General features: G+C 61.3%; 13 protein-coding genes. 5 read left to right on the forward strand and 8 right to left on the reverse strand.

Annotation, left to right across the window (positions count from 1 at the left end):
• The first annotated feature begins 46 nt into the window (after window positions 1-46).
• Together UB31_RS36825 and pstS are read left to right on the forward strand one after the other, a co-directional pair.
• Window positions 47-226, forward strand: a complete 180-nt coding sequence (locus UB31_RS36825) for a hypothetical protein (RefSeq protein ID WP_044999738.1) — start codon at window positions 47-49, stop codon at window positions 224-226.
• A gap of 130 nt (window positions 227-356) precedes the next feature.
• Window positions 357-1,409 (forward strand): phosphate ABC transporter substrate-binding protein PstS, encoded by a 1,053-nt coding sequence (gene pstS / locus UB31_RS36830; protein ID WP_044999739.1) that lies wholly within the window; start codon window positions 357-359, stop codon window positions 1,407-1,409.
• Window positions 1,410-1,426: 17 nt separating this feature from the next.
• Here the strand turns inward: pstS and UB31_RS36835 are convergent, their stop codons facing one another.
• The 8 genes from UB31_RS36835 to UB31_RS36870 all read right to left on the reverse strand — a co-directional run bounded on the left by UB31_RS36835 (window position 1,427) and on the right by UB31_RS36870 (window position 10,431).
• On the reverse strand, window positions 1,427-2,620 hold the full coding sequence (locus tag UB31_RS36835; RefSeq protein WP_044999740.1) for a CaiB/BaiF CoA transferase family protein: 1,194 nt from the start codon (window positions 2,618-2,620) through the stop codon (window positions 1,427-1,429).
• Between the two features lie 44 nt (window positions 2,621-2,664).
• Window positions 2,665-3,876 (reverse strand): ABC transporter substrate-binding protein, encoded by a 1,212-nt coding sequence (locus UB31_RS36840; RefSeq protein ID WP_044999795.1) that lies wholly within the window; start codon window positions 3,874-3,876, stop codon window positions 2,665-2,667.
• 216 nt (window positions 3,877-4,092) lie between these two features.
• Window positions 4,093-4,788, reverse strand: coding sequence for an ABC transporter ATP-binding protein (locus UB31_RS36845; RefSeq protein WP_044999742.1), 696 nt, complete (start codon window positions 4,786-4,788; stop codon window positions 4,093-4,095).
• Window positions 4,788-5,558 carry an ABC transporter ATP-binding protein gene (locus tag UB31_RS36850; protein WP_044999744.1) on the reverse strand — a complete coding sequence of 257 codons (771 nt, stop codon included), beginning with the start codon at window positions 5,556-5,558 and terminating at the stop codon, window positions 4,788-4,790. The genes UB31_RS36845 and UB31_RS36850 overlap by 1 nt, the downstream gene beginning before the upstream one ends.
• The gene (locus tag UB31_RS36855) at window positions 5,555-6,841 is read right to left on the reverse strand and encodes a branched-chain amino acid ABC transporter permease (protein ID WP_044999746.1); all 1,287 of its coding nucleotides are present in this window, start codon (window positions 6,839-6,841) and stop codon (window positions 5,555-5,557) included. The genes UB31_RS36850 and UB31_RS36855 overlap by 4 nt, the downstream gene beginning before the upstream one ends.
• The gene (locus UB31_RS36860) at window positions 6,838-7,785 is read right to left on the reverse strand and encodes a branched-chain amino acid ABC transporter permease (protein WP_044999747.1); all 948 of its coding nucleotides are present in this window, start codon (window positions 7,783-7,785) and stop codon (window positions 6,838-6,840) included. The genes UB31_RS36855 and UB31_RS36860 overlap by 4 nt, the downstream gene beginning before the upstream one ends.
• A gap of 120 nt (window positions 7,786-7,905) precedes the next feature.
• The gene (locus UB31_RS36865; RefSeq protein WP_044999748.1) at window positions 7,906-9,138 is read right to left on the reverse strand and encodes a branched-chain amino acid ABC transporter substrate-binding protein; all 1,233 of its coding nucleotides are present in this window, start codon (window positions 9,136-9,138) and stop codon (window positions 7,906-7,908) included.
• A gap of 252 nt (window positions 9,139-9,390) precedes the next feature.
• Window positions 9,391-10,431 (reverse strand): fatty acid desaturase, encoded by a 1,041-nt coding sequence (locus UB31_RS36870; RefSeq protein ID WP_044999751.1) that lies wholly within the window; start codon window positions 10,429-10,431, stop codon window positions 9,391-9,393.
• 326 nt (window positions 10,432-10,757) lie between these two features.
• Here UB31_RS36870 and UB31_RS41000 point away from each other — a divergent pair, with 326 nt between their 5' ends.
• From UB31_RS41000 to UB31_RS36885, 3 genes are all read left to right on the forward strand, one after another.
• Window positions 10,758-10,955, forward strand: a complete 198-nt coding sequence (locus tag UB31_RS41000) for a hypothetical protein (protein ID WP_082078760.1) — start codon at window positions 10,758-10,760, stop codon at window positions 10,953-10,955.
• Window positions 10,956-11,399: 444 nt separating this feature from the next.
• Complete coding sequence (locus UB31_RS36880; RefSeq protein WP_044999752.1) at window positions 11,400-12,080, forward strand: Crp/Fnr family transcriptional regulator; 681 nt, start codon at window positions 11,400-11,402, stop codon at window positions 12,078-12,080.
• Window positions 12,081-12,245: 165 nt separating this feature from the next.
• A complete protein-coding gene (locus UB31_RS36885) occupies window positions 12,246-12,473 on the forward strand; it encodes a hypothetical protein (RefSeq protein WP_044999755.1) in 228 nt (75 codons plus the stop codon).
• Window position 12,474 lies beyond the last annotated feature (1 nt).

Consider the following 12,474-nt stretch of genomic DNA (forward strand, 5'->3'; position numbering starts at 1 on the left):
ACCTTGGCCCTAACCTCTGTGAGGCGGCCTATCGGAGGATGAGCAGGTGTCCTCAATTCTCTCGCAGATTGCTTCGGTCGTGGCTGGCCTCGCGCTGCTCACCACCGGCTTCATCGTCTTTCCCGAAAACTATAGAAGAAGTCTCGCGAAAGGCCTGGCCATCTCGATCTCGCTTGCCGTGCTCGCGGCTGTTCTGATCACGGTGGCACGCAACCTTGGTTCTTGAAGGGGGCAGGCGTTTTCAGTCACGGCGGGCTGACATCACGTTGCAGCCAAACCAGATGGTTCTGATATCCATTACATTTTTGTGACGTAGGCCACATAGGCCTCCGGCTCATGCTGCTAATTTCGCATGCATGATGAAACATCTCAGGCTACCGATCGTCCTCACCGCCCTGGTCGTCGCGACGCAAAGCTTCGCCGCCGAGACCACGGGTGCAGGCTCAACCTTCGTTTCGCCCGTGATGGCGAAATGGATCGACGCCTACAAGGCAAAGACCGGCAACACCGTCAGCTATCAGGCGGTGGGATCGAGTATCGGCGTCGGCTTGATCAAGAAGGCCACTGTCGATTTCGGCGCCACCGACATGCCGCTTGATCCTAAGGAGCTGGAGAAGCTCGGCATGATCCAGTTTCCGATCGTGATCGGTGGCGTCGTTCCGGTCGTCAACATCGACGGCGTCAAGCCGGGCCAGATTCACTTCACCGGCGAGGTGCTCGCGGGCATCTATCTCGGCAAGCTCAAATCCTGGAATGATCCGGCCATTCGCGCGATCAATCCCGACCTAAAGCTGCCGAATGCGCCGATCACCGTCGTTCATCGCATCGACGGCTCCGGCACGACGTTCAACTGGTCGAACTATCTCTCCAAGGTTAGCCCGCAATGGAAGACGAGTGTTGGCGAAGGCACGGCTGTCGAGTGGCCGGTCGGCGTGGGCGGAAGGGGCAATGACGGCGTCGCCTCGCTCGTCGGTCTCGTGCCCGGCTCGATCGGATACCTCGAATATGCCTATGCGCTGCAACGGCTCGACAAGATCTCGTTCGGCGTGGTGCAGAACAGCGCCGGCAATTTCGTCGTCCCCGACGCCGCATCGTTCCAGGCGGCTGCCTCGAGCGCGGACTGGAAAGCGGAAAAGGATTTCCACCTGGTTCTCACCAACGCGCCCGGCGAGGATGCCTACCCGATCACGGCGACGACCTTTGTGTTGATGCCGATCAAGCCGAAATCGCCGGAGAGATCGGCGGCAGCCATCGACTTCGTGCGCTGGTCGCTGGACAACGGAAAATCGCAGGCCGAAACGCTCAATTACGTTCCGTTGCCGGCCGCCCTGATCCAACAGGTCGAGCAGTACTGGCAGCAGAGCTTTGAGGCGACAACCGTAACGGCGTCGGCGATCGGCAAACGCTGACGCCAGAGCGGCGCGCCTTAGGGCGCGCCAACTGCCTTGTTCGCAACGAGCGTCTCGATTTCACCCTCGCTCAGGCCCGCTTCGCGCAGCACCTCGCGCGAATGCTCACCGAGGCGCGGCGGCATGCGATGGATGCCGGCGGGGCTTTCGGAAAATTTCGTTGCGGGGCGGGCCTGCCGGATGCGGCCTTCGGTCGGATGATCGATATCCGCAAACAACCCGACGGCGGCGAGATGCGGCTGCTCGCCAATCTCGGTGAGCCGGGCGAAGGCCGTGTGCGGCACGTCCAGCCGCAGCAGCAATTCCTCCCACTCGGCCGTGGTGCGGGTCGGTCCGATCTCGCTCATGCGATCGTAGATTTTGTCGATATTCTGGGAGCGCAGCACGGGATCGCGCACGCCGAGCTCGTCGCTTAGTTCAGGACGGCCAACGGCCTCGAAGAAGGCGCACCAATTGTCCCCGGAATAGGGCAGCATCGTCAGCCAGCCGTCCTTGGTCTTCACCGGACGCCGGTTCTTCATCCGCTTGTATCCGGTCGGGCCGATCGGAGGATCGAAGGCGTGCCCGCCCAGCATCTCGATGCTGTTGAAGCCCGCGATCGTCTCCAGCATCGGCACTTCGACCATCTGGCCCTGTCCGGTGCGCTCGCGCCGGAACAAGGCCGCGGACACCGCGCCGACCATGGCCATGGCGCAAATCTTGTCACCGATCAGGCTGGGGACGAATTGCGGCTCCTCATCCGATCCGATCGATGATGCCAGGCCCGAGGCGGCCTGGATGATCTCGTCGAAGGCCGGGCGTGCCGCCCATGGACCGTCCTGGCCGAAGCCGGTCGCGGCGGCGTAGATCAGCCGCGGATTGAGCTTTGCGCAGTCCCCGTAACCGAAGCCGAGCCGCGCCATCGCTGCGGGGCGCACATTGGTGACGAGCGCATCGACCGTCGGGATCAACTTTGCCAACACCGCCTTGCCGTCGGGATGCTTGAGATCGAGCGCGAGGCTGCGCTTGTTGCGATTGACCGCCATGAACTGGCCGCTCATGCCGCGGTTTCGAAACACGCCGGTGTAGCGCCAATTGTCACCCGACGGCGGCTCCACCTTGATGACGTCGGCGCCCCAATCGCCGAGCATTTGCGCGGCATAGGGACCGAACAGCACGCTCGTCAGATCGAGAACGCGGATGCCGCTGAGAGGACCGGTCGGTGTCGTCATGTCTACACTGTGGCTGGAGGAAGCTATCAATCGATATCTGGATGTTATTCGCCGATGACGTCGCCGAACAGCTCCCAGGACTTTCCGTTGAAGCGCGCCATCTGCAATTGCCGGATCGGCGTGACCTGCTCGGCCGAGGTGTTGAGCCTGATGCCCGGCAGCAGCATCGGCAACTCGACGTCCTTGAAAGACTGCGCCTGCTTCATCAAATTGGCGCGCGTGAGGTCATTGCCGGCGCGTTGCAGCACCAGCTCCATCATCTGCGCCATGGTGTAGCCGGTAACATTGAAGATATCGGCGGGGTCCGCACCCGCATTGTAGGTCTTCATCCATTCACGCCAGGCCTTCATGCCGGCATCATCCGCCCAGCGCGGATCGCCGGGATCCTTCTGGAACGCGCCGGTGACGATGCCGACGGCATTCTCGAGCCCGGCAGGGATCAGCACGGAGCCGACGGAATTGGAGACAGCCGGAAGAATGATCTGCGGCTTCCAGCCGAGCTCGGCGGCCTTCTTGATCGCCTGCGCCGCGAATTTCGGCGTGCACTCGTTGAACAGCACGTCGGCCCCCGCGGCCTTAAACTTGACAATCTGGGAGTCGACCGTCGGATCGGTCGTCTCGTAAACGGCTTCCGACACGATCTGGCTGACGTGCTCGCCGAGCCCTTCCTTGAAGCCTGCGAGATAGTCGCGCCCCGGATCCTCGTCCGGCGTGATGACGGCGATCTTGGCGTCGGGCTTGTTCGCCAGGATCCACTTGGCGTAGACGCGCCCCTCGGTTCTGTAGGTCGGCTGCGAGCCGGTGGTCCAGGGGAAATGCTGCGGATCATTCCAGCGGCTGGCGCCACTCGACGGGAACAACTGCGGGATCTTCTTGGCATTGAGATATTTTTGCGCAGCGATGTTTGGGCCGGTGCCGAGCATCGAGAACATCGCGAAGACTTCGTCGCTCTCGGCAAGGCGCCGCACCTGCTCGACCGTCTTCGCCGGCGAGTAGGCGTCGTCCATGCTGAGGAGCTCAACCTTGCGGCCGTTGATGCCGCCCTTCTCGTTGAGCATCTTGAAGTAGGCGATTTCAGCGCGGCCGATCGCGGAATAGGCGGACGCCGGCCCGGAATAGGGCATGGTCTGGCCGAGCTTGATCGAGGTATCGGTCGCGCCGGTGTCGTAATTTCCGGCGCGAGCTGCCGAGGCAGCGCCCAGGACGGCAAGCAGAGCGACAGCTCCGCCGATGAGCTTGAATGTCTGACCGAGCATGCGCGGCATCTCCTTCCCTGGCAGAGTGCGTCGACGCGTGGCCCCACAGGCCGCCGTCAACATCCTCCACTTCTGTTCTTGGTTATCATCGGCCGCATCGCACGCGATGGCGGCGAGGCAGACGATACCTTGATTATGGGGCGTGAGATGTAGCGCAGAATACAGATACGTATGCGCGAGCCGCAGCCGTTCACGACCACGTCACCAGAGGTGACGTCAGACCTCGAGCCATTCCTGCCGTACGGCGGCATTCGCCTTGAGCTCGTCCGGCGTGCCTTCGAACACGACGCGGCCGTGACCCATGATATAGACGCGCTTGGAGATCCGCATCGCGATCGACAGCTTCTGCTCGACGAGCAAAATCGCCACGCCGGCCTGTGCGATGCGGGCAATGAGATCGCCGACCTGCTGCACGATCAACGGCGCCAGCCCCTCGGTCGGCTCGTCGATCATGATGAGGTCGGGATCGCCCATCAGCGTGCGGCATGTGGTGAGCATCTGTTTCTCGCCGCCGGACAGCACACCCGCGGCCGTATCGGCGCGCGCGGCGAGATTGGGGAACATGTCGAGCATGTCCTGAAGCCGCCATTTGCCGGGCCGGCGCGTGTCCTTGACACCGAGCAGCAGGTTCTGCCGAACCGTCAGACTCGGGAAGATGTCGCGATGCTCGGGCACGTAGCCGAGGCCGAGATGCGCGATCTTGTAGCTGGGCAGACCAGCGATATCCTTGCCCTTGAAGCGGATCGTGCCTTGCGGGGCGACCTCGCCCATGATCGCCTTGACCGTGGTAGAGCGGCCGACGCCGTTGCGGCCGAGCAGGCTCACGACCTCGCCTGCGGCGACATCGAGGTCGACGCCCTGGAGGATGTGGCTCTTGCCGTAATAGGCGTGGAGATTCCTGACCTCGAGCATCAGTGCGCTTCCTCGCCGAGATAGGCTTCCTTGACCTTCGGATCGCGGCGGATTTCTTCCGGCGTGCCCGACGCGATGATGTGGCCGTAAACCAGAACCGAGATGCGGTCCGCGAGCCCGAACACGACGCTCATGTCGTGCTCGACGATCACCAGGGTCTTGCCCTCGGTCAAGCGCCGGATCAGCGACACCGCGCGGTCGGTTTCGGCGTGGCTCATGCCGGCGGTCGGCTCGTCGAGCATGACGACGGTGGCGCCGCTCGCGATGGTGATGCCGATCTCGAGTTCGCGCTGCTCGGCGTAGGTCAGGAGACCGGCCGGAACATCCCGCCGATGAGTCAGATGGATGTCGTCGAGGATCTGAGCGGTGCGCTCGCGCACCTCAGGCAGGCTGTCGACGTTCTTCCAGAAGGCGTAGCGGTGGCCGGTCGCCCACAGCACGGCGCAGCGCACGTTCTCCCAGACCGACATGCGGGCGAACACGTTGGTGACCTGGAACGAGCGCGACAGGCCGCGCCGGTTGATCTCGAACGGCTGCAGGCCGGAGATCAAATCGCCATTGAGCCTCACCTCGCCCGAGGTCGGCTTGATATGACCGCTGATCAGATTGAACGTCGTCGACTTGCCGGCGCCGTTCGGGCCGATGATGGCATGCCGCTCGCCTTGCGCGACGCTGAGGTTGAGGTCGCGGATGATGCCGACATTGCCAAAGCGCTTTTCGACGGCGTGGACTTCGATCGCTGGGCTCTTTCCAGATACCGCTCCGCTCATGCCAGATACCCCCGATCACGGGCAACCGTGGCGGCGCGGTCCCACGCCTCCGCAATCCGCCGCCAGGTCAGCCGCGCGACAAACGCGCCGCCGACAACGAGAACCGCTGCGGTGAGCCACGTCATCGGCGAGGTCGGATTGAAGGGAATGCCGAAGAGATTGATGGGGTCTCCGCCGGAATAGCGCGCGACCGTTTCGATGGTCAAGATCACGCCGCAAGCCAACGCGACCGTCGGCACGATCGCGACGAGATAGGACGGGATCACCGTCCACAACGTCCCGGCGCGGATCAGCGGCCGATGCATCATCAGAAGACCTGCAATTCCGCCCGGCGCATACATCACAATCCCGATGAAGATGATGCCGAAATAGAGCTGCCATGCCGTGGTGAGGTTGGTCAGCCCGAGCTGGAGATAGGTGACCAGGATCGCGCCGAGGATTGGACCAAAGAAAAAAGCGGTGCCGCCGATGAAGGTGGAGAACAGCACCAGACCGGACTGGATCGCACCGAGCAGCGCGGAGTTCGCGATCTCGAAATTGATCGCGGTCAGGCCGCCGGCGACGCCTGCGAAAAACCCGGCAAAGCAATAAGCGAGGTAGCGGACGACGTGAGGATCGTAGCCGATGAACTGGACACGCTCGGGATTGTCGCGGACGGCATTGCTGATCCGCCCCAGCGGCGTCCGGGTCAGGGCGTACATCGCGATGGCTGATAGCACCAACCAGAAGGAGATCAGATAATAGACCTGAAGCTGCGGCCCGAACGACCAGCCGAGCATCTTCGGCAGCGCGGTGCGGTCCGTCGTGATGCCGGACTCTCCGCCGAACACGGAGCGCAGGATCAGCGAGGAGGACGCCACCAATTCACCGATGCCGAGTGAGATCATCGCAAACACCGTGCCGGCTCGCTTGGTCATGACCCAGCCGATGATCATTGCGAAGACGAGGCCGCCGATACCGCCGAACAGCGGAATGAACGGGAGCGGGATCGGCCAGCCGCGCGACACCACCGCATTCATCATGTGGCAAGCCGCGAAGCCGCCAAGGCCGTAGTGAACCGCATGGCCGAACGACAGCAGGCCGGTCTGGCCGAGCAAGATGTTGTAGGACAGCGCAAAGACGATCGCGATGCCGATCAGGCTGAAGGACGTCAGCGAGCCGCCCGACGAGAACACCTGCGGCAGGACGATCAGCGCGGCGATGCCGATCAGCCAGATACCGTAGAAGCGCAGATTTTCACCCGCGGGTTTTGCTGTGACGCTCGATGTTGTTGCAGCGGTCATGACTCGCGCGTCCCCATCAGGCCCATGGGGCGAACGATCAGAATGAGCACCAGCAGCATATAGGGAACGATCGGCGCGACCTGCGCGATCGTGACGTTCCAGATATCGGTGAGGACAGACGGTCCCGTCGATGGATCGAGCGGGCCGAAGGCGCTCGCCAGCGAGCCATCGAGTGCCACCGCAAAGGTCTGCACCAGTCCGATCACGAGCGATGCGATGAAGGCGCCCGGCAAAGAGCCGAGGCCGCCGAACACGATGACCACGAACAGGATGGGCCCGAGCGAAGCCGCCATGTCCGATTGCGTCACCAGAGCGGGGCCGGCGATGACGCCGGCAAGCCCGGCCAGCGCGCTACCGACGCCGAACACCACCATGAACACGCGCCCGACATTGTGACCGAGATGGCCCACCATATGAGGATGGGTGAGCGCAGCCTGGACGATGAGGCCGACGCGGGTGCGTTTGAGCACGAGCAGCAGCGCCACGAAGATCACGACCGAGATCGCCAGCATGAAGATCTTGTAGGCGGGATAGTTGGTCGAGAAGATCGTGAAGGCCGGGAAGTCGAGCAGCGCCGGCACGCGATAGTCGAGCGGGCTCTTGCCCCAGATCATCGACACGATCTCTTCGATCGCAAAAGCCAAGCCGAACGTCAGCAGCAGCTCGGCGACATGGCCGTGCTTGTGGGTGTTGCGCAGGCCATAGCGCTCGACCGCCATGCCGATGGCGCCGACCAGCAGCGGCGCCAGCACCAGCGCCGGCCAGAAGCCGATCCACTTCGTGAGCTGGAAGCCGAAGAAGGCGCCGAGCATGTAGAAGCTGGCATGGGCGAAGTTGAGCACGCCCATCATGCTGAAGATGACGGTCAGACCGCTCGACAGCAGGAAGAGCAGCATGCCGAACAACACGCCGTTCAGGGTTGAAATGACGATGAGTTCAAGCACAGCGCACTCATGAATGTCCGGGGCCGAATGGCCCCGGTGAACATCGCCCAATCGATCAAATGCATTCCGGCCGCCCTCCCGCGACCGATGACGGTCGCGGAAAGGCGACGTACCCCGTGATTACGGCCGCGTCATCTTGCAGGTCGTGGAGACCATGGCCTGCGGCGTATCGATCCTGGAGACCAGATGCCAGCCCCAACCGGTGCTCTCCTCGTCGAACGGCTCGCTCTCGGTCAGCTTGCCGAAGGAGGAGATGTAGATCGGCTGCAGGAACTGGTGATCGTCCTTGCGCATGATGCCGGTGCCGCCATCCAGCACCTCGAACTTCAGGTCCTCGAGCGCCGCCGCCACCTTCACGGGGTCGATCGAGTTGGCCTTCTCGGCAGCCGCCTTGAACATGCGCATCTCGTTGACCGCGCGCGGGTACCACAGCGACAAATTGACCTTGGCGCGGAACGCCTTCTCGTAGTCCATCGCGGCCTTGTTGCCGGAGTTGGCAAAGCCTTCGGTGATCTGGAAGACCTGCTGGTCAAGACCGGTCTGCTTGATCGCGGTCGGGCCGCCGGCGCCGCCGGCGTAATAAGTGTACCAATTGACCTTCAGGCCGGCGTCGGCCGCAGCCTTGAGCAGCAGCGCAAAATCCTGGCCCCAGTTACCGGTGACGACGCTGTCGGCGCCCGACGCCTTGATCTTCGCAATATAAGGCGAGAAATCCGTGACCTTCAGCAGCGGGTGCAGCTCATCGCCGACGATCTGGATGTCGGGCCGCTTGGCCCCAAGCATCTTGCGCGCGTCGGTTCGCACCGACTGGCCGAACGAATAATCCTGGTTGATCAGGTACACCTTCTTAATGGAGGCGGTGTCCTTCATGTAGTTGGTGAGCGCTTCCATCTTGATGTCGGAGCTGGCATCCCAGCGGAAATGCCAGTAGCTGCACTTCTCGTTGGTCAAGCTCGGATCGACGGCGGCGTAGTTGAAGTACAGGACTTCCTTGCCGGGATTGCGCGTGTTGTTCTTGGTGACGAAGTCCGAGAGCGCCGCGCCGACGGACGAGCCATTTCCTTGCGTGATGTAGTGGACCCCGGCATCGATCGCCTTCTGGGCCTGCACCAGGCTCTCTTGCGGATTGGTCTTGTTATCGAGCGGGACGATCTCGATCTTGTGGCCGAGAATGCCGCCCTTGGCGTTGAGCTCATCGGCCAGATATTGGAATGTCTTTAAACCACCCTCGCCGACGCTGGCGCCGCCGCCGGAAAGCGGATCGATGTAGCCGATCTTGATGGTGTCCTCGGCCGACGCTGCATGACCGAGCATCGGAGCGATCACGGCAATGGCCAAAGTGAGCTTGCGCATTATTTTGTTTCCTCGCTGAATTTCGACTTTAGTCGATAGATGCATGCGCATATTGCTGCGCAATTTCAAACCCATACTGAGCAGAACGAGCTTTGATTGACAAGCTCGGCAAGGCATGGCTTCGGCCGCCGCTACGGCAAAATGTAAGGCCGACTGTCCATCCCGTTCGCAGAAATTTCCGTGATGAGAAATAGAACACCAGCCGGAACGCAGAGGCCTCGCGCGACCATCCGGGCTGGCGCCGGCTGGAGGCTACGACAGCCCGCGACCGCCGGCAGATCGGGCTTGGACCCGAGCCCGCGCCTCTCCAAAGGAGACGAGCTGCAGCCGCTCTTCATCCCACAAAACCAGTCGCACAGACCGCAGACTCTGGAGCAGGGTCATTCGTCCGACGCCAGCGAGTTGCGGATAGTCCCGCAACACGTCCGGCAATCGATAGCAGGGAATCCGACTGCACAAATGATGGATGTGGTGGATACCGATATTTGCCGTGAACCATCGCAAGACGACCGGCAAGTGGTAATGGGAACTGCCATGCAGTGCAGCTTCGTGAAAACTCCAGTCTTTGCCATGGGACCAGTACGTGTCCTCGAACTGGTGCTGGACGTAGAACAGCCAGACACCGATCGACGCCGCCAGAACCATGATCGGCAAATGCACAAGCAGGAATGGCCCATAGCCGACCAGCCGGATCATCGCCACGACGAGAACCGCAATGGCGGTATTCGTGCCCATGGTACTCAGCCAGGGCTTCCAGCCGCCACGCATCAACCCCACCGGCAATCGATGCTTCAAGACGAACAGGTACGTGGGACCTACGCCAAACATCACCATGGGATGCCGATAGAGGCGATATCGCATCCGACGCCAGCGCGACTGCGCAAGAAACTCCCGCACGGTCAATGTATCGATGTCGCCCAGGCCCCTATGATCGAGGTTGCCGGAGCTCGCATGATGGCGCGCATGGTTATGTCGCCAATAATCGTATGGCGTCAGGGTCATGACACCGATGGCTCGGCCGACCCAATCATTCGCAACGCGGCTGCGAAAGAACGAGCCGTGTCCGCAATCGTGCTGGATCATGAAGAGGCGCACCAGCAAGCCAGCCGCGGGCACCTCAAGCAGCAGGCCAGCCCAATAGCCATGGTCAAGAGCATTTTGGATCAGCGCCCAGATGATCAGGAACGGCACTGCCGTGATCACCAGCTCAAAAACCCCGCGCGCGCTGTCGGGTTCGCGATAACGGGCGAGCAATCGCGGCAATGCGCGGATTTCCGGCAGCCTTTGGCTCATATCTGGTTTGCTTCCGAGCAGGCCCGCCCAAGACGGCATGGTTCTCGCGCACGGACGCCTTCGGCAGCGGCTCTGAGGTCGCGCGCCCCACGCACCGCCATATTGATCCGTGCGAGGATGTCTTGCTGAGCAATATTGCTCAGTCCAAGATCCAACATTCACTCGCGAATTTGCCAGACCGCAGGCAATTTTCCGGAATATGAGCAATATTGACCAGTGGATGACACGGGACCACGGCATGCTCACGCCGTCGCAGCCAGCGGATCGGCCGCCAGCGGCAGCAGCTTCGCGTACGGCATACCCCGCCATATGGGCAGGAGCATCACATGTCCGAGGTCTACGCTCGTCCGGAACCGTCGCTGATTCCGATACCGCGGCCACTCTGCCCGATGTGCCAACGTCGCATGACGCTGATCCGCATCGGATTGGGTTGCAGCGATCCAGATATGCGAGTCTTCGAATGCTCCAACTGCGGTCAGGTCTATGGACGACCAGCTGACGATCCGATCAAATCGGCCAGGTGAATCGGAACGCTCGACGAAGTGGCCCCAGCACGGGGGTGCGAACAGGGCCGCCATTCATCGGATATAGTAAGTGGGCATTACATCCGGTCGCCATCATCAAGCGACCGCGGCAATGTTGGTTCCAGCGGGTCACACAGCGAAAACTGCTCAGATACCGGTCGTTTGAACAGCGCACGGCTTGCTGCCAAGTGTGGACCATTGCTTCGCCGAACCTGAGCACTTCTGCTCTGTGACAACGCGCAACCGATAGGTTCATTGGGACCGGCATCGGACGATCGCACGGCACTGCGCGGACGTGCGCCGCATTGCGAGCCTGTCGAAACAGCCACTCCAATTCGCCGGTTCGGATGCCAGACGGGTCGGAGGTCAGAAGCAAGATTTGGCTAACGGACCCAGCACCGGGCCTGCTAAACTGAGTATTCCCCATCAGGCTTTCACGACTTCATGGCAAAAGCGCCGAAAAGCTCATTTGATCCAAAAATCTTTCTCGCCATGGTCGGCGAGGGCAAAGCCATATTGAAATTTGACAAGAGCCAGGTGGTGTTTTCGCAAGGCGACGCCGCAGATACCGTTTTCTATATCCAGCAGGGGAAGATCAAGGTTCTCGTCGTCTCCGAGCAGGGCAAGGAAGCGGTGGTCGGAATCATGGAGCCCGGACAATTCTTCGGCGAAGGTTGCCTGAACGGACATCCCTTGCGAATTTCGACAACGGTGGCGATGGAGCAATGTGTGATCACTTCCATCGCAAAATCCGCGATGCTTGCGGCACTCAAAAGCGAACCGAAGTTTTCCGAGTTGTTTATGGGCTACCTTCTCAGTCGAAACAGCCGCATCGAGGAAGACCTGATCGACCAATTGTTCAATTCCAGCGAGAAGCGGCTTGCGCGTCTCCTGCTGCTGTTGGCAAATTTTGGAAAGGAAGGTGTCCCTCAGCCCATCGCAGTGCAGATCAGCCAGGAGACGCTCGCTGAGATGATCGGGACAACCCGCTCGCGTGTCAGCTTTTTCATGAACAAGTTTCGCAAACTCGGCTTCATCAGCTACAACGGCAAGATCGAGGTTCACAATTCGCTCCTGAACGCGGTCTTGTATGACAAGCCTGAGATCGTGAGAAACGACGACTGAGGCATTAGGACGCAAGGGTCGAATCGGCTCGAGCGGTCTCCCGCGCATTGCGGAACATCAAGCGCGCCGTCGGGTTGCCAACAAGGGCCGTCGGCCCCGACGCGATGCGGGGATAGCGGCCTCGGAACCAGCGACCTCTATTCTATAACGATACAAAGGCACCCAATGAAAAAGACCATCACGCCAGCAGACGAGAATGAGCCGAGAATCGTTCAAAGGGCTGATGTGGCGCCAACAGATGGATTCTCGCTGGTGGTCGACGGTCAGTTCAAGGCGCATTACGACGACGGAAATGCCGCGCAAGAAGCTGGCGCCGAGCTGTTGGGCAGGTTTCCAATGTTGCAGGTCCTGATCTACGATGCTGCCACCAGGACGAGATCCCCGCTGCAATAGT

The organism is Bradyrhizobium sp. LTSP849, assembly GCF_000938255.1.
Classification (GTDB): Bacteria; Pseudomonadota; Alphaproteobacteria; order Rhizobiales; family Xanthobacteraceae; genus Bradyrhizobium.